This is a genomic window from Frederiksenia canicola (assembly GCF_011455495.1).
Lineage (GTDB): Bacteria > Pseudomonadota > Gammaproteobacteria > Enterobacterales > Pasteurellaceae > Frederiksenia > Frederiksenia canicola.
On record NZ_CP015029.1, the window covers coordinates 2,029,662 to 2,047,191 of the forward strand.

General features: G+C 42.0%; 18 protein-coding genes. 7 read left to right on the forward strand and 11 right to left on the reverse strand.

Annotated elements, in window-relative coordinates; translation table 11 throughout:
• Nucleotides 1–2: 2 nt before the first annotated feature.
• The 8 genes from mlaC to A4G17_RS09750 all read right to left on the reverse strand — a co-directional run bounded on the left by mlaC (nucleotide 3) and on the right by A4G17_RS09750 (nucleotide 6,336).
• Nucleotides 3–635: a phospholipid-binding protein MlaC gene (gene mlaC, locus A4G17_RS09715; protein WP_123955787.1), complete on the reverse strand. Its 633-nt coding sequence runs from the start codon at nucleotides 633–635 to the stop codon at nucleotides 3–5.
• 44 nt (nucleotides 636–679) lie between these two features.
• A complete protein-coding gene (gene mlaD, locus A4G17_RS09720) occupies nucleotides 680–1,186 on the reverse strand; it encodes an outer membrane lipid asymmetry maintenance protein MlaD (RefSeq protein WP_123955786.1) in 507 nt (168 codons plus the stop codon).
• Between the two features lie 51 nt (nucleotides 1,187–1,237).
• Nucleotides 1,238–2,014 carry a lipid asymmetry maintenance ABC transporter permease subunit MlaE gene (gene mlaE, locus A4G17_RS09725; protein ID WP_123955785.1) on the reverse strand — a complete coding sequence of 259 codons (777 nt, stop codon included), beginning with the start codon at nucleotides 2,012–2,014 and terminating at the stop codon, nucleotides 1,238–1,240.
• On the reverse strand, nucleotides 2,011–2,811 hold the full coding sequence (gene mlaF / locus A4G17_RS09730) for a phospholipid ABC transporter ATP-binding protein MlaF (RefSeq protein WP_123955784.1): 801 nt from the start codon (nucleotides 2,809–2,811) through the stop codon (nucleotides 2,011–2,013). Before mlaF ends, mlaE begins: the two co-directional genes overlap by 4 nt.
• Before the next feature lie 227 nt (nucleotides 2,812–3,038).
• Nucleotides 3,039–3,629 carry a division/outer membrane stress-associated lipid-binding lipoprotein gene (gene dolP / locus A4G17_RS09735; protein ID WP_123955783.1) on the reverse strand — a complete coding sequence of 197 codons (591 nt, stop codon included), beginning with the start codon at nucleotides 3,627–3,629 and terminating at the stop codon, nucleotides 3,039–3,041.
• Nucleotides 3,623–4,231, reverse strand: a complete 609-nt coding sequence (locus A4G17_RS09740; protein WP_123955782.1) for a D-sedoheptulose-7-phosphate isomerase — start codon at nucleotides 4,229–4,231, stop codon at nucleotides 3,623–3,625. Before A4G17_RS09740 ends, dolP begins: the two co-directional genes overlap by 7 nt.
• Nucleotide 4,232: 1 nt before the next feature.
• Entirely contained in the window at nucleotides 4,233–4,610 is a 378-nt protein-coding gene (locus A4G17_RS09745; RefSeq protein ID WP_123955781.1) for a YraN family protein, read from the reverse strand.
• A complete protein-coding gene (locus A4G17_RS09750) occupies nucleotides 4,585–6,336 on the reverse strand; it encodes a penicillin-binding protein activator (protein WP_123955780.1) in 1,752 nt (583 codons plus the stop codon). Before A4G17_RS09750 ends, A4G17_RS09745 begins: the two co-directional genes overlap by 26 nt.
• A gap of 99 nt (nucleotides 6,337–6,435) precedes the next feature.
• Here A4G17_RS09750 and rsmI point away from each other — a divergent pair, with 99 nt between their 5' ends.
• From rsmI to A4G17_RS09765, 3 genes are all read left to right on the forward strand, one after another.
• On the forward strand, nucleotides 6,436–7,293 hold the full coding sequence (rsmI, locus tag A4G17_RS09755) for a 16S rRNA (cytidine(1402)-2'-O)-methyltransferase (RefSeq protein WP_123955779.1): 858 nt from the start codon (nucleotides 6,436–6,438) through the stop codon (nucleotides 7,291–7,293).
• 22 nt (nucleotides 7,294–7,315) lie between these two features.
• Nucleotides 7,316–9,118: a monovalent cation:proton antiporter-2 (CPA2) family protein gene (locus tag A4G17_RS09760; RefSeq protein ID WP_123955778.1), complete on the forward strand. Its 1,803-nt coding sequence runs from the start codon at nucleotides 7,316–7,318 to the stop codon at nucleotides 9,116–9,118.
• A gap of 193 nt (nucleotides 9,119–9,311) precedes the next feature.
• A complete protein-coding gene (locus A4G17_RS09765) occupies nucleotides 9,312–9,797 on the forward strand; it encodes a Dps family protein (protein WP_123955777.1) in 486 nt (161 codons plus the stop codon).
• A gap of 52 nt (nucleotides 9,798–9,849) precedes the next feature.
• Here the strand turns inward: A4G17_RS09765 and parE are convergent, their stop codons facing one another.
• Both parE and A4G17_RS09775 read right to left on the reverse strand, forming a co-directional pair.
• Nucleotides 9,850–11,760 carry a DNA topoisomerase IV subunit B gene (parE, locus tag A4G17_RS09770; RefSeq protein WP_123955776.1) on the reverse strand — a complete coding sequence of 637 codons (1,911 nt, stop codon included), beginning with the start codon at nucleotides 11,758–11,760 and terminating at the stop codon, nucleotides 9,850–9,852.
• Nucleotides 11,761–11,926: 166 nt separating this feature from the next.
• On the reverse strand, nucleotides 11,927–12,316 hold the full coding sequence (locus A4G17_RS09775; protein ID WP_123955775.1) for a MerR family transcriptional regulator: 390 nt from the start codon (nucleotides 12,314–12,316) through the stop codon (nucleotides 11,927–11,929).
• A gap of 67 nt (nucleotides 12,317–12,383) precedes the next feature.
• Between A4G17_RS09775 and A4G17_RS09780 the strand changes: the two genes are divergently transcribed.
• Nucleotides 12,384–12,590 (forward strand): heavy-metal-associated domain-containing protein, encoded by a 207-nt coding sequence (locus A4G17_RS09780; protein ID WP_123955774.1) that lies wholly within the window; start codon nucleotides 12,384–12,386, stop codon nucleotides 12,588–12,590.
• Nucleotides 12,590–14,776 carry a heavy metal translocating P-type ATPase gene (locus A4G17_RS09785; protein ID WP_123955773.1) on the forward strand — a complete coding sequence of 729 codons (2,187 nt, stop codon included), beginning with the start codon at nucleotides 12,590–12,592 and terminating at the stop codon, nucleotides 14,774–14,776. The genes A4G17_RS09780 and A4G17_RS09785 overlap by 1 nt, the downstream gene beginning before the upstream one ends.
• Here A4G17_RS09785 and A4G17_RS09790 read toward each other — a convergent pair.
• The gene (locus A4G17_RS09790) at nucleotides 14,739–15,668 is read right to left on the reverse strand and encodes a LysR family transcriptional regulator (RefSeq protein WP_123955772.1); all 930 of its coding nucleotides are present in this window, start codon (nucleotides 15,666–15,668) and stop codon (nucleotides 14,739–14,741) included. The two genes, A4G17_RS09785 and A4G17_RS09790, sit on opposite strands and share 38 nt — an antisense overlap.
• Nucleotides 15,669–15,815: 147 nt before the next feature.
• Between A4G17_RS09790 and A4G17_RS09795 the strand changes: the two genes are divergently transcribed.
• Nucleotides 15,816–16,226, forward strand: coding sequence for a DoxX family protein (locus A4G17_RS09795; RefSeq protein ID WP_123955771.1), 411 nt, complete (start codon nucleotides 15,816–15,818; stop codon nucleotides 16,224–16,226).
• Between the two features lie 198 nt (nucleotides 16,227–16,424).
• Nucleotides 16,425–17,462, forward strand: a complete 1,038-nt coding sequence (rsgA, locus tag A4G17_RS09800; protein WP_123955770.1) for a small ribosomal subunit biogenesis GTPase RsgA — start codon at nucleotides 16,425–16,427, stop codon at nucleotides 17,460–17,462.
• Nucleotides 17,463–17,530: the final 68 nt, after the last annotated feature.

Here is a 17,530-nt window from a genome sequence, read left to right on the forward strand (position 1 = left end):
CGTTATTTGCCCAATGTAATTGGCTGTTTCGCAGACTCGGCAACCTGTGTTGTTAAAGCATCAATGCCTTTTTGGCGTAAAATTCCGCTCCATTCATTCTGTTTCGTTGCGACCATACTCACGCCTTCTGCCGCCATATCATATGCCTGCCATTCACCAGTACGGCTATTTTTACGCCATTTGAAATCAAGCTTAATTGGTTGAGTGTTACCCGATTGCAATACATTCACTCGAATGCTTACAATTGTTTTATCGCCAAGTGGTTTTTCACTCTCAATTTCTACTTTTTGATTGCTATATTGCGTTAAAACTTGTGCATAAGATTGTTCAATAAATTGACCAAAAGCATTGAAAAATGCGTCTTTTTGAGCATCGGTTGCCGCTGATAAGTTTTTACCTAATACCAATTGACCAGCGTATTTTACGTGTACATGTGGCATTAAGTCATTACGCACAATGGTACGAAGGTAGTTTGGATCTGCCTTAATTTTGCTTTGGCTTGCTTTGATATCACCAAACAATTTATCTGCAGTTTGTTGCATTAACGTATATGGGTTAGCGAATGCCGCTGTTGATAATAATGTTGAAAATGCCACAACACCTGCAACCAATACTTTTTTCAAGGTTTTAATCATGTAAAATCTCCAAATGTAAGAGAGTGAGTGATTAACTCAAGTTATCATTCCGCTTTCGGTTCAGCGGTATCTCCATCAGTTTTCTTTTTGTCGCCATATAAAAACTGACCAATTAAATCTTCAAGCACCATGGCGGAATTTGTATCGCCAAAGCTATCGCCTTCTTTCAACATGGCAGTTTCACCTTCAAGGGTAAAGCCAATATTTAGTGCGATGTATTGTTCACCCAATAAGCCTGCGGTTTTAATTGAGAGTGAACTTGTATCAGGAATTTGATCAAATTTCTCATTAATCGCAAGAGTCACTTTAGGTGTGTAAGTTTTCTCATCAAGCTGAATATCTGAAACTCGTCCAACCACCACACCACCAACCTTAATTGGAGCACGGGCTTTTAGTCCGCCGATATTATCAAAAGTTGCGTAAAGAGTGTAAGTTTTTTCAGCAGAAAAACCTTGCACATTTGCAACACGCAATCCTAAAAAAACCAATGCTGCAAAGCCGAGTAATACGAATAATCCTACCCAGAATTCATACTTAATTGATTGACGCATTTTTATTTCCTATAACAAGCGGTCACTTCCGACCAATTTTTTGCAAATTCGTTAACCACCGAACATGATTGCTGTTAACACAAAATCTAACCCAAGCACCATTAAAGAAGCGTTAACCACTGTTCGTGTTGTCGCTTGGCTGATCCCTTCACTTGTTGGCATGGCATCATAACCATTGAATAACGCAATCCAGACTACTGCAAAAGCAAAAACAATACTCTTAATAAAGCCATTGAGTAGATCGTTGAGTGTCACACTATTTTGCATTACCGACCAGAAACTGCCTGAATCAACACCTTTCCAATCCACACCCACTAATGATCCGCCCCAAATGCCAATTGCCGTAAAAATAATCGCTAAAATCGGCATCGCAATAATACCCGCCCAAAAACGGGGGGCAATAATACGCCGAAGCGGATCAATCGCCATCATTTCAAGGCTAGAAAGTTGCTCTGTGGCTTTCATTAAACCAATTTCTGCAGTTAATGCTGAACCTGCCCTACCCGCAAACAGTAAGGCGGTAACAACAGGTCCGAGCTCACGTAGTAACGAAAGGGATACAAGCTGCCCTAAACTCGTTTCAGCTGAAAAATCAACCAAAACCACATACCCCTGCAAACCTAGAACCATCCCAATAAATAAACCTGACAGAATAATAATCAGTAAGGATTGAACACCAAGTACATACAGTTGCTTGATCAACAGTGGAGAATGCTTACGAAATTCAGGCTTACCAATTAATGCCCCCCATAGCATAAAGCTAGATCGACCAAAGGCTCGAATAGATTTAACCGCAGATATGCCGATTGATGAAATAAAATCAATCATTGGAAGAGCTCCTTGGTGTAGTCCTCTGCGGGATAATGAAAACGGACAGGTCCATCCTCTTTCCCTGTTAAAAATTGTATAACTTTAGGATCCTGGCTTGCCAGCAATTGGTTGGGCGAGCCTTTAGCAATCACACGTTTATCTGCCACAATGTAGGCATAGTCTGCGATGCTTAAGACTTCATTGACATCATGAGAAACAACAATAGAGGTGAGATTCAACGCCTCATTTAGTTTTTTAATTAACGAGACAATCACAGCCATACAAATAGGATCTTGCCCTGCAAAAGGCTCATCATACATAATCAAATCGGGATCCAGTGCAATCGCACGAGCTAGTGCGGCACGACGAGCCATCCCACCAGATAACTCTGATGGCATTAAATGTGCTGCACCGCGAAGCCCGACCGCCTCCAGTTTCATCAGTACCAGTTTACGAATCAACTCCTCTGGAAGCTCAGTATGTTCACGAATGGGGAACGCCACATTGTCAAAAGTAGAAAGATCGGTAAATAAAGCTCCCGATTGAAATAACATTCCCATTCGCTGACGAATTTGATATAGCGTCTTATTCGATGAGTGGCAAACATTTTCACCATCAAACAAAATCTGCCCAGCATCTGGCACTAGCTGACCACCAATTAAACGAAGCAAAGTGGTTTTTCCAATCCCTGACGGCCCCATTATGGCAGTGATTTTTCCTTTCTGTACTTGAAGATTCAGGTTGTCGTAAATCACTCTTTCACCTCGTTTAAAGGTAAGACCTTTTACTTCAACCAAATTTTTGGTATCAGACATTTGGTTATTTCTCAATAAAAATGGTTGGTCATCTTGTCTGAAGGACTTGGCAAAGTCAATTGCCTTTAATCTTTTGACAAACGACAAGCGGTCATACCATGCTGAACCATTTCTCCAAAGGAACAAATACAGTCCATAAGGATTTTACGCATAGTTTCCCACAACTTTTGCAAAGTCTCCCTTGTTAAATTGGTAAAATATTACTCGGAACTGACCGCTTGTAGGATTTATTTTGCGTAAGTGATCACTTTCACAACCTTAGTCACACCACTAACATGGCGGGCAATCTCTGCCGCTGCATTTGCTTGGTTTTCCGATAAATTACCCATTAAAAAGACTTCGCTATTTTCAGTGATAACCTTCACTTCGGTGCTTTTCACTTCTGCATTGACGAGCAATTTTGATTTCACTTGTGTGGTGATCCAACTATCTTTGCTGATTTGTCCAAACCCAATTTTTCCGCCAGTACGGACTTCGTTGTAAATTTCATTCACACCTTCTACACCTGCGGCAATATTTTTTGCGGTTTCTCTCGCTGCGTCATTCGGCGCTTGCCCAATCAATAGCACTTTACCATTATAAGAAACGACATTAATGCGAGCTTCTTCTTGTAGCTGAGCATCCTTATTCAGTTGATATGCCACTTTTTCTTCTAAGGTTTCGTCATCAAGTTGACGCCCCGCACTACGCGGATCTGTTGCTACTTTTGTTGCAACTGCCGCAGTGCCAATCACGGCTGTCGTAATACAGCCTTGTAAACCGAGTAGTGAGATACCAAATAGGCTGGTCAAACCGATTTTTCTAACAATAGTTAACATAGCGTACTCCTTATGGGTGGGCTGTGGTTAAAAAGTAAATTATCAATCAACTCGCACAATACGTTGATACAAAATTGATGCCCTTCAATAATTCGCATTTCATTGAGTGAAGGCATTGAAATTTCACAATCATCTTCTGCCAATAAGCCTTGTGTATGATCGTTGCGGCTGCTGGTAAAAGCAATAATGGTTAAATCTTCATTATTTGCCGTATGAATTGCATTCAATATAGCCGTTTCATTTCCTGTTGGCGAAAACGCAACAAAAATGTCGCCCGCTTTGGCAATCACTTGTAACTGTTTTTTGTAGATTTCGTCTAAATCATTTTCTTGTGCTAAATAGCTTGCAAACATTCCATCAAAATGAAGTAACTGGGCGGCAAGGCTCGGGCGAGATAGATCATAACGATGAAGTAAATTACTCACCAGTAGCTGGGCATTTGCGTAAGATCGCCCATGTCCACACACGATTACTTTATTACCATTAAGCAAACAAGCGGTTAGTTTCTGTGCGGCACTTTGCAATACATTTGGTAAGAGATCTGCGGCTGCAATTTGTGTTTGAATACTCTCTGCGAAACGGTCTTGAATTTTTTGTAACATCTTATCCTAAAAAATTTTGAATCCAGACAGCATCATCATTTCCTTCAAAAGCAACCACATCAAAACGACAATCAGCCGTTTCCAAACTTTGATTGCGTAATGTGAGCCACGCATTAGCAGCTCTCTGCCATTTTTGTTGCTTCTGAAAATTGATGCTTTCGACGGCTGATCCAAAGTCAGCATTTTTGCGGTGGCGAACTTCAACAAACACCAACGTATTTCGCTGTTGCATAATTAAGTCCAATTCGCCACATTTGAACGTTTGGTTTTGAGCAATAAATTTTAGCCCTTGTTTTTCAAGAAAAACGCGGGCTTTTTGCTCATAAACGGCCCCTTTGGCCCTTTTATTTTTATCAGTTAGCCGGAACGATAGAACCATTTTGGTATTGTAACCATGTCATTTCACGTTCAATATTACAGTTTGTGCCAGAACTCAATACCCCCGTTAAGCCAGACACTTTATAACCTGGAATTTGTCGGAACTCGTTGAATTTATTAGCAATTGACCACGAATCTGAACCCATTGCGTATAATCGCATCATTGAGAAATCACTCTCTGCAAGATTTTCCGCTTTTTTATAAAGCTCAGACCCCGTATCTGCAAGTAATGGAATTTCACTGAATTTCACGCCTTCCATCGTTAAACGGAAATCCGGCCCATTATTGGGTGAGTTACTACGAGACGATGTATAAAGAGGGTATTTACCCGCAAGACTAGAGTTATCTAACCCTTGTTTAATCTCACGAATTTGTTGAGCGGTCCCCAATAAATAAAGCCCACTACTTTGGATAAGCCCTGAGTTTTCAAGTGCTGTTACACTGTCTAATGGCTGATGGTAATAACGAACGTCTACATCACGTGCTGTTAGCTGTCTCCAACGTTTAGCAAACGCATCCGCAGAACGCTGGCCAAAATCATCTTGTGGAGCAACCACAATCGCATTCATCACGCCATCTCGGTTTAAACGCTCTGCTGCAGAACGGGCTTCTGCCTCTGGAGATAAGCCGTAATAGCATACTTTGCTGATTGCTTTAGCACTTGGTGTTGCATTTAAGGCAAGCACATTTACATCACGAATATTTGGATTCACGATCAGTTCATCAACACGGCTTTTAATTAATGGACCAATAATCGTTTGAGCACCACGCATTTTTGCTTGATCAACAATTTCTGTTATAGACTGAATTTCGGTATCATAAATTTGAACCGGTGTGCTATCGCCACCTTTGGCATCATTGAAACCTTTTTTAATGATTTCACCTAAAATTTTAGTATTGCCCGTTAATGGCAGAAGTAATGCGACACTGTTTAGCTGAGTTTGCTGGAAGTTTGTTACGCTTTGTAATTCCGTGGGTAAAATACGTGCAGCACTATGATTTGGATACTGTTTTTTCCAATTTTCAATCGCAAAAGGAAGCTCCATTGGATTAATCACATTTTGGTTATAGGTATTAACCAATGCTAACCAACCCGCAACACCAATTTCGCCCGCTCCCGCATTGGCTTTTTCCAACATGCCTCGATTCGCATTACGCAGAATTTCCCAGATTTTATCATTATTCTCTTGACGGCGAATGTTATCAGTCAAGTAAGCATCAAGTAATGAACGCACTCTTACCGTTTCAAGAATATCATTTTGTTTTTCGGCAAGCTGAGCATGAATTTGATAGACTCGTTGCTGCTGTGAACGGCTTAGCGATGAGGTTGCAAGTTGTCTTAATAAAGTGACCGCTTGTTGGCTGTTATTTTGCAACACAGCAAGTTGTGCAGAGAGTAATTGGAATTCTAAACGTTGAGCATTATTAAATTCGGCAGGTTTTAGTTGCTCTATCGTATTTTGGGCTTCAACAATTTTGTTTTCTTCAATCAATTTGCGAATAGCTAACAAACGGTAACTTTGTTGCGTTTCTTTGCTACTTTGCTCCGCTTTATTAATATAAAATTCTGAACTGGCATAGGCATCATTTTTTAACGATTCCGTGACTTCGTTACCAAAGAAGCTCGTGCCTGTACAAGCAGATAAAAATAATGCCAATGTGGTTGGAACTAAAACTCGCTTCATTTTTTGGCTAAAACGGTGAGTTTGTACTAGAATAGTAGGCATTTTATGACTCCATTGAGTTAAAATCAGAATTCAATATTCGAGTAAATAGATTACGAACACATAATAGTAAATCTTACTTATCAAATAAGCGAAAATCAAATGAAAAACGGACATCAAGCCGATCAAACTGGCATTTTATATATTGTTGCTACCCCAATTGGCAATCTACAAGATATTACTCAACGTGCGTTATCTACACTTGAATCGGTTGATTTAATCGCAGCCGAAGATACCCGCCACAGCGGCATTTTGCTTAGTCATTATGGCATCAAAAAGCCCTTTTTTGCCTTACATGATCATAACGAACAGCAACGCTCTGCCGTTTTAGTCGAAAAACTACAACAAGGGCAACACATTGCCTTAATTTCCGATGCTGGCACGCCGCTCATTAGCGACCCTGGTTTTCATTTAGTACGAGAATGCAGACAAGCTGGTGTTAAAATTGTTCCCATTCCTGGAGCTTGTGCAGCAATTACTGCATTATGCAGTTCGGGCATTGCTTCTGACCGTTTCTGCTTTGAAGGCTTTTTACCCGCCAAAAGCAAAGGGCGTTGCGATAAACTCAGCGAACTTGTTAATGAATCTCGTACGCTGATTTTCTATGAGTCCACCCATCGAATTTTAGATAGCCTTGCTGATATGCAACAGATTTTCGGGGCTGATCGTTATGTCGTGATGGCAAGAGAACTTACCAAAACATGGGAAACTATTTACGGTGCGCCATTGAGTGAGCTAATTGAATGGCTAGCACAAGACAGCAATCGGATCAAAGGTGAAATCGTATTAGTCGTAGAAGGCAAACCACAAATGGCAAACGAAGAAATTTCATTACAAGCGGTCAGATTATTGCAAAATTTAGCAAATGAACTACCACTGAAAAAAGCCGCTGCGATTGTTGCAGAGACTTTTGGATATAAGAAAAATGCCTTGTATCAATATGGTTTAGACAATTTTTAATTCATCATCTTAGGGAGTTTTTATGGCAGCAGAAGGTGCAAGCCACTTAGTCAGCGTAGTGACATTACTCGGAGCAGCAGTTATTGCTGTCCCCATTTTTAAAAAATTAGGGTTGGGATCTATTCTCGGCTATCTTGCCGCTGGGTTAATTATTGGTCCCTTTGGATTCGGTTTTTTTAACGACCCCGAAGGCATTATTCATTTAGCTGAACTTGGTGTGGTGATGTTCCTATTTATTATCGGATTAGAAATGAAACCATCACACATTTGGGGGCTGCGTAATCATATTTTCTGTTTAGGCTCTGCTCAAATTTTCAGTGCCATCGCAGGTTTGACTGGCGTGGGGATTTTATTCGGTTTCTCTTGGCAAGTTTCTTTTATCTCTGCGGCGGGCTTTGTCCTTACTTCAACGGCGATAGTAATGAAAGAGCTGAGCGAACGTGGTGATATTGCGTCACCAAGCGGACAACAAATTGTATCAATCTTACTATTTGAAGATTTATTGATCGTACCATTACTCGCACTTGTGACTTTTCTCTCCCCAAACCACAATGACTCTGGTTCACTTTGGCAATCTATTGGAATTGCAGGATTATCAATTGCCGCTTTAGTTGCGGCGGGTTTATGGTTGCTCAATCCATTATTTAAGATCTTGGCAAAAACCAAAACTCGTGAAGTGATGACAGCTGCCGCGTTACTTGTTGTTCTCGGCTCAGCCCTATTGATGGAAATGGGAGGGCTGTCAATGGCAATGGGGGCATTCGTTGCGGGCGTGTTGCTGTCAGAATCTAGCTTCCGTCATCAATTAGAAGCAGATATTGAGCCGTTTCGTGGCTTGTTGCTAGGCTTGTTCTTCTTAGGCGTGGGAATGTCACTGAATCTCTCCGTTGTCTTTGAAAACTGGGCTCTGATTATTTCTGGTGTACTTGCTTTTATGTTAGTAAAAGGGTTCGCCATCTATTTGGTTGCTCGAATCACTAAAAAAGGCAATGCGAAATCATTAGACCGAGCAATTTTGATGGCTCAAGGCGGCGAATTTGCCTTTGTACTCTATTCTGCAGCAGCTTCGCAAAATGTAATCGATGCCCAAACTCAAGCCAATATGACAGCAATTGTGGTGCTCTCGATGGTACTTACCCCATTGTTTATTATTTTGCATAAACGCTTTGTCGTACCACACTTAGATCATTCGACTATCGAACCTGAAGCCGATCATATTGATACTATTCACCCAACGATTATTATTGGTTTAGGTCGATATGGGCAGATTGTAAATCACTTATTGATGATGACAGGTTGCCACCCAACTGTGATCGATAAAGATGCCACAATAATTGCCGGAATGAAAAAGCGGGGAATTAAATGCTATTATGGCGATGCCTCTCGCCCTGAAATCTTACACGCCGCTGGGGTGGAAAGTGCCGAATTATTGGTGGTTGCGGTAGATAATAAACATCAAGCAACACACATTGTTGAATTAGCACGAAAAATGAACCCGAATATCAAAATTATTGCTCGAGCCTACGACCGCTTACACGTGTTCGATCTCTACCAAGCTGGTGCAGATATTCAGGTTCGTGAAACCTTTGACTCCGCATTACGTACCGGCAAAAAAGTCTTACTCGCAATGGGAATGGATAAAGAAATAGTGGATGAAATTGGAGAGGCTTATTTCTACCGTGATCGCCATAGCGTAAAACTGATGGCAGAAGTGTATGATCCAAAAATTGAACGATTCAAAAATGAAGAAATGCTCAAACTGGCATTAGAAAATGATCAAGAAACGATGCTTGAAATTCAGCAAATCATGCAAAAAGAACACTGACAAGCGGTCACTTTAGGTAAAAAATTTGCGAATTTATAAAAGAGAATGACTTTCAAACAATAGAAAATACAAATTAATCTCATTTATTTGATAGCTTTTGCCTATACAATGGATAAATTATATCCATTTTACACAGTATTCAATTTTACCTATACTGCTCTAAATTCAGTCAATCATGATAGGAGAAAATAAGATGACTAACTCAATCGGCTTAAATGTAGCTGCCTCAGAGAAATTGGCTCATGAACTCAACAACCTACTTGCTAGCTACCAAGTTTTCTATACCAACGTGCGTGGCTACCACTGGAATATTAAAGGTGTGAGCTTTTTTGAATTACACGCTAAATTTGAAGAAATTTACGACGACTTAGTGGTGAAAGTAGATGAAATTGCAGAACGTATTTTAACTTTAGGTCACGTTCCAGCAAACGGTTACAGCCAATACTTAAAAACCTCTGCAATCGAAGAACATATTGGCGTGAGCAATGCTCAAGAATGCTTAAATGGTACAGTAAGTGGCTTAAAAGCGTTATTACAACAACAACGCCAAATTTTGGCCCTTGCAGGTGAAGTTGATGATGAAGGAACGGCTTCACAAATGAGCGACTACATCAAAGAGCAAGAAAAATTAGTGTGGATGTTTACTGCAGCCGCAACTTGTGGTGTTTGCCAAGCCTAATTTAAACGACAACACAAAGGGACGACATATTTCGTCCCTTTTTTCATTCTAGTTAAACCGCTAAATCCGCTTCATCTCCACGGTCTTGCAGCCATTTTTTACGATCTTCCGCACGTTTTTTGGCAAGTAACATATCCATTAGCTCGAAGGTATCCACGCTATCGTCTTGCTCCTCCATCTGCTCATCAAAAGTCAGTTGAACCAAGCGGCGAGTTGTTGGATCCATTGTCGTTTCACGCAATTGGCTAGGATTCATTTCACCTAAGCCTTTAAAACGTTGTACATTCGGTGTACCTTTTTTATGAGACAAGCGGGATAAAATCGCCTCTTTTTCGCTTTCATCCAAAGCATAATGCACTTCATCTTTACCAATATCGATCCGATATAACGGTGGCATAGCCACATAAACGTGTCCATGACGCACTAAATTCGGGAAATGACGTAAAAATAGCGCACATAACAAGGTTGCAATGTGCAAACCGTCTGAATCCGCATCAGCAAGAATACAAATTTTACCGTAACGCAATTGGCTTAAATCATCATTATCCGGATCAATTCCCATTGCTACAGCAATATCGTGAACTTCTGTCGACGCTAAAACCTGATCAGGTGAAACTTCCCACGTATTCAAAATTTTCCCACGCAAAGGTAGAATGGCTTGGAATTCTTTGTCTCTTGCTTGTTTTGCAGAACCGCCTGCGGAGTCCCCTTCTACTAAAAATAGTTCAGTACGATTGAGATCTTGCGAAATACAGTCAGCCAACTTTCCAGGTAATGCAGGACCACTCACTAACTTTTTCCGCACCACTTTTTTCTCCGCTTTTAAACGATTTTGTGCGGAGCTGATTGCCATTTCAGCTAACTGCTGCCCTGCCTGAACATTTTGATTCAACCATAAACTAAACGCATCTTTAATCGCATTCTCAACATAGCTTGCCGCTTGGCGAGAAGATAATCGCTCTTTTGTCTGACCTGCAAATTGTGGCTCTTGCATTTTGAGCGAAAGGACATAAGCACAGCGGTTCCACACATCATCAGCAGCTAGTTTTACCCCTCGTGGCAACAAATTGTGCAGTTCGCAAAATTCACTCATTGCCTTGAACAAACCTTGTCGCAGACCATTTACATGGGTTCCGCCAAGAGAAGTTGGGATCAAGTTTACATAGCTTTCATTCAGCAATTCACCTTCAGGTAGCCAGGCTAACGCCCAACTCACCGCTTCGCTTTCCCCTTTAACATCGCCAATAAAAGCAGGCGTTGGGATAATTTCATAGCCCTGCAAAGCTTCATTTAAGTAATCTGCTAAGCCGTCTTCGTAGTACCACGTTTCTTGGGTATGATTGATGTGATCGGTAAAATGAATCGTGAGTTTCGGGCAAAGCACCGCTTTTGCACGCAACAAATGGCGTAAGCGGCTCACCGAAAATTTAGGCGAGTCAAAATATTTCTCATTCGGATAGAACCGAACCGTTGTCCCTGTTTGGCGTTTCGGGCAATTACCAATCACCTTCAGATCTTCAACTTTCACACCATTTTCAAAAGCGATGGTGTAAATTTCACCGCCACGTTTAATGGTGATTTCGACTCGTTTAGATAACGCATTAACAACCGAAATCCCCACGCCATGCAAGCCGCCTGAAAAAGTATAGTTTTTATTGGAGAATTTCCCGCCAGCATGCAATTTAGTCAAAATCAGTTCGACCCCTGAAATTTTCTCTGTTGAGTGCAGATCAACAGGCATTCCTCGTCCATTATCAATCACTTCTAACGAGTTATCTGCATGCAAAATAACATCAATTTGTGATGCAAAACCAGATAGAGTTTCATCTACGCTATTATCAATAACCTCTTGTCCCAAATGGTTTGGACGCGTTGTATCAGTGTACATTCCCGGGCGAAGCTGCACTGGTTCAAGATCTTTAAGAACGGTAATTTCATCCGCTCCATAGCGTTTTTCAGACATGATTTGCTCTTTAGTGTAAATAAAAACAGGGGCGGATTTTACCGAATTTATAGCCCTGACTCAACTCAAATTGCGTCACGACAAGCGGTGAGTTCCGCTGAATTTTTTGCACATTTTTTCTATTTTCTCTGCAGTTAGTAAAACTTTCTCGAAAAGTGACCGCTTGTTACTCATTTGCTAAGCCTTTCAAAATTGCACAGTCGGGACTATCGTTGCCACAACAGGCACTATTCCAACTTTGCAGCAATTCAACCATCTTTTCTAAATCGGCAATTTTGGCTTTTAATTCAATTAGATGCTGCTCAGTCAACTGTTTCACTTCTCGGCTTGAACGCATCTGGTTATCCCGTAATTTGAGCAACTCCGCAATTTGCTTAAGTGAAAAATCGACCTTGCGAGCATTGCTGATAAAGTGCAAACGTTCTAAATCCTGTGGTGAATATTGGCGATAACCCGCCTGATTTCGCACTGCTGCGGGCAATAATCCCGCTTTTTCATAATCCCGAATTTGTTTGGCGGAAAGTCCGCTTTGCTTTGCTATTTGACTAATATTCATCGACTTGACCTTAACCTAGGGTAAAGGTTTAAGATAGCACAAATTTTTCACCAAAGAGGAACAGAAAATGACAATAACTACTTTAAAACTCGACGGCTTACACTGCGGCAACTGTGTAAAAAGCGTGGAAAAAGCATTAAAAGGCTTACCAAGTGTGGCTGATGTTAAGATCGATTTAGCCACGCAAATGGCAGAAATTGACAGCCAAGAAAGTGTGCAAACGTTGATAGAAACCATTGAAAATATTGGCTTTGATGCGGAGTTGGCAAACTAATGTCGCAAGAACAACAATTTCTGCTCAGCGGCTTGCATTGTGCAGCCTGCGTCCATCGGGTGGAAAAAATGGTAGGGAAATTGTCCGAAGTCGAACTGGTTTCAGTCAATTTAGCCGATCAAACCGCTTTTGTGCAAGGCAACGTTTCAGCCAGCCAAGTGATTGACACGATTACCAAAATTGGCTTTGGGGCGGAGCTGCTGGAAAGCGAGGAAATCCGCCGAGCCAAGCAGCAAGCCCAAACCCAAGCAGCACTAAAACAGAAAAAATTTGCGTTTATGTCTGCACTAGCCGTTGGAGCGGCGTTGATGATCTACGGAATGCTTTTCGGTATGGAGTTGACCAACGAAAATCGCGGGCAATGGCTGATTTGGGCGGTGATCACCTTGGTAACGATGATGGTCACTGGTAAGCACTTTTTCACGGGGGCGTGGGTTAGTCTGAAAAATCGCTCGGCAAATATGGATACACTCATTGCGATCAGCACGGGTGTGGCGTGGGCGTATTCAGGCTATCTGTTGATGGTCAATCAACTGGGCGGGCATCTCTATTTTGAAGCCAGTGTGATGATCATCGGCTTCGTCAATCTCGGCAAGTTTTTGGAACTCAAAGCCAAGCAACGTTCGTCGTTGGCGTTGGAGAAATTGCTTGATCTTGCCCCACAACAAGCGGTCATTTTAGACGGAGATTTTACCAAAACCCTTCCCGTAAAAGCGATCAAGCCGCAAATGCGGGTACAAGCTCTAACAGGCGATAGGTTGGCGGTCGATGGCGTGTTGGAAAGCGGTACGATTTGGGTGGATGAGTCGATGCTCACTGGCGAAGCCTTGCCAATAGAGAAAAAAATTGGGGATAGCGTGCGGGCAGGTACTATCGTGCAAGACGGAGCGGGCGTATATGTGGCAGAGCAAGTCGGTTCGCAAACGGCATTGGCTAGGATTATTCACGCCGTTCGCCATGCCCAATCTAGCAAACCACCATTAGCAAAATGGGTGGATAAAATCGCCGCCGTTTTTGTGCCGATAGTGTTGCTTATCGCCCTTGCAAGCAGTCTGATTTGGCTTGGTTTTGGCAAATCGTTTGAATTTGCGTTGTCGATCTTCACCACCGTGCTGATCATCGCCTGCCCTTGTGCCTTGGGCTTAGCCATTCCGCTTTCGACTATTGCGGGCGTGGCGAGATCCGCCGAATTTGGCGTGCTGGTTCGTAATATCGAAGCCCTGCAAGCCAGTAGCGAAATCGATACTCTCGTTTTTGATAAAACGGGGACACTCACCACGGGCGAGATGACGGTCAGCCAAGTGGAAACTTTTGCCGATGTCGATCAAACGGAGCTACTGCGATTAGTCAAAAGTCTTGAAAGCCAAGCCAGCCACCCGATCGCCAAAGCCTTGGTAAAATTTTGTGAAAATCTGACCGCTTGTGATGTCTCAGATATTCAAATCAGCAAAGGAAAAGGTATTTCAGCTGACTGGAACGGACAAAAAGTGCGAATTGGAAATGAAAAATTCGTGACAGAAGTGCTTTCTCCCCTTTCTTCTACAAAGATATCTCTCTCGCAAATGGAAGGGGTGCATTCCGTTGGCACGCAAGTTTTTATTTCCGTTGATAGCCAGCTCATCGGTGTCATTACCCTGCAAGACCAACTTCGTCCTGAAAGTGCCGAGCTAATCAACCAGTTCCAACGCCAAGGTTATCGCTGCCTCATGCTCACGGGCGATCGCCAAGTGACCGCCGACTATTACGCCAAACAGCTTGGCTTAGACGGCGTGATTGCCGAAGTATTACCTGAACAGAAAGCAGCTGAAATCGCTAAATTACAAGCAGAAGGGAGAAAAGTGGCGATGATTGGCGACGGCATTAACGATGCACCAGCTCTCGCCCAAGCGAATGTTGGCGTGGCAATGCACAACGGTAGCGAAGTAGCGGTCGAAACAGCGGATCTTTCACTAATGCGGGCAGGTTTGCAGCCACTGGCAGCGGTGTTACCGTTTTCCAAACGGGTATTAGCAAATATGAAGCAGAGCCTACTCGGTGCATTCATCTACAATGTGATTAGCATTCCAATTGCTGCGGGTATTCTTTATCCTTTGACCAACTGGTTGCTCAATCCGATGATTTCCGCTATCGCAATGGCTCTCTCCTCCATTACGGTTGTGCTGAACAGTCAGCGTTTATTACGTTAAGATTCTTAAAATATTCGGTAATCAGTTCACATGCAATGCGTACTTTTTCTGATTGTACGCGTTGCAAAGTGACTAAATACAACGGCACAGAAGGTAATTTCCAATCACAAAAAAGCTCAACTAACTCGCCTCGAGCAAGTGCCTGCTGCACATCATTATCTGGTTGAATCGAAACCCCTAAGCCGCTCATTGTCAAACGGCGGCTCGCATAAAGCGAATTACAGTTAATGCGATAATCCGGTGTGATCTCCATTTCCTTCGATTGATTTTGCATTTTAAGGGAAGAAAAACGAGGGTTAGAAAAACTGATCCAATCCCATTTAGCAATCTCTAATAAGTTTTTAGGCTCGCCCGTTTCTGCTGTTTTTTCTCGCACATAGTCACGGTGAGCCACAATCTTCCACTCAAAATCATAGAGATGTCGAGCAATCATATTATCATTCAGTACATCAGGCCCCGCACGCAACGCGATATCCACCCTTTGCTCTGACAAATCAATGACCTTGTCTTCAAATAATAAATTAAGATGAAACTCAGGGTGGTTTTTCAATACTGATTTAAACATATTCACAAATAGGCTATCTGTCAGCCCTGTTGCACAAGCAATGGTTAATTGGCCAACTGGCTGCGAACGTAGCAACTCGATATTTTTAAATGCCTCATCCACACTCTTTTGCATTTGTGAAGTATGTTGATAGAATACTTCACCTGCCTCAGTAAGAGAAAGTTTACGGGTTGTACGATTCAGTAATTTTATTCGTAATTCGCTTTCCAATTTTTGAATAGCTTGCGTAACGGCAGAAGGCGTAATCGCTAATTTTTCAGCCGCCGCCTGCATAGAACCTTGCTCAACCACTGTCGCAAATGCAATCATTGCCTTATAGTCTTGCATCTCTCCCTCTTTTTATTATTAAGTTTTAGTTAATAGTATATTAAGTAAATCAGTGATTATCAACCAAATACATCTCTTCTATAATGCGCGCCTTGCTTCACTAGAGCAAGTTATCAGTTTTAAATTTACTATTAAAAAGGAAAAAAAATGAATCCACAATTAGAGAAAATCCAACCAATCGCATTTTTATTAGTTCGTATTGTTGTAGGCTATATGTTTTTAATTCACGGCACCGCGAAATTCTTTGAATTTCCTATCTCAATGACTGGCGGAAATGGTAGCGTACCATTCTTCTCACTCTTTGGTGCAGCGGCTGTTTTAGAGTTAATCGGTGGGGTACTTATTATTTTAGGCTTATTTACTCGTCCTACGGCCTTTATTCTTTCTGGGCAAATGGCATATGCTTATTTCATCGTACACGCAACAGCCGATACGTTCTTCCAACCTATTTTAAATAATGGTGAATTAGCCGCTCTTTATTCTGTTGTGTTCTTGTTATTTATCTTTACTGGGGCAGGCAAACTTTCATTAGACCAAAAATTGTTTGGTAAAAACTAAATTATCCCCAATCTCTGATATAACCCTCGGTTGTGATGCACAAACGGGGGTTTAATTTTTGAATAGACTAAAACAGCTAAAAGACAAGCGGTCAGATCCTGTAGATTTTTTGCAACTTGCAAAAAATTGGGAAAATCTCACCGCTTGTCTGTGTTTTATAGTATCCTTGTCTCCTTTTTTGGCAAAATGGATATCACTTTGAGCAAGCGACGATTAACACAGAACCAGCAACGGCGAATTCAATCCAACCACCACAAAAAAATCAGTAAAAAAGAGTTTGAATGGCAAGATGAAATGCTGGGCGATGTGCAGCAAGGTATTGTGGTCACTCGTCACGCCAAACATGCGGATGTGGAAACAGACACGGGCGAGATTTTTCGCTGCAACCTTCGCCGCACCTTGAAAAATGTCGTGGTGGGTGATTTGGTTTCGTGGCGGTTGGGAAGTGAGCAATTGCAAGGGATCAGCGGTGTGATTGAAGCGGTGCATCCACGCAAAAACGAGCTGAGCCGCCCTGATTATTATGATGGCATCAAAGTGATGGCGGCGAATATCGATCAAATTATCATTGTTTCCGCGGTGCTGCCTCAGTTGTCGCTCAACATTATTGATCGCTATTTAGTCATTTGCGAAACGGCAAAAATCCCTGCATTAATTGTGTTAAATAAAATTGATTTACTGAGCCAAGCGGAACGAAAAGCAGTTGAACAGCAACTCGCTATTTATGAAAAAATCGGCTACAACACGCTCTGCTTATCGGCAGATAGCGGTGAAAATATGGCAGAATTAGACCGCTATTTATCGCAAGGAACATCCATTTTCGTGGGCCAATCAGGCGTTGGAAAGTCCAGTTTAATCAATCAGTTATTACCTGAAGTAAATGCATTAACGGGTTTGGTTAGCGATGTATCTGGGCTTGGGCAACACACAACCACCGCATCACGCCTTTACCACTTACCACAAGGTGGCAATTTGATCGACTCTCCAGGTATTCGTGAATTTGGTTTATGGCATTTGGAACCAGAGCAGATCACCAATGGCTATCGGGAATTTCAAAAAGTGATAGGCACTTGCAAATTCCGTGATTGTAAACATAAAACCGATCCTGGTTGTGCCGTGCGAGAAGCCGTCGAAAACGGCGAAATCGACCCAGTTCGGTTTGAAAATTATCACCGTTTAATTGAAAGCCGTGACGAGACCAAAAGCCAAAGACATTTTAGGAAAGAAGAAATGTAAAATAGTGAGCGTATCTAACCGCTTGTAGCCCCTAATTGACAAGCCCAGATTAACCATATTTGAGAATT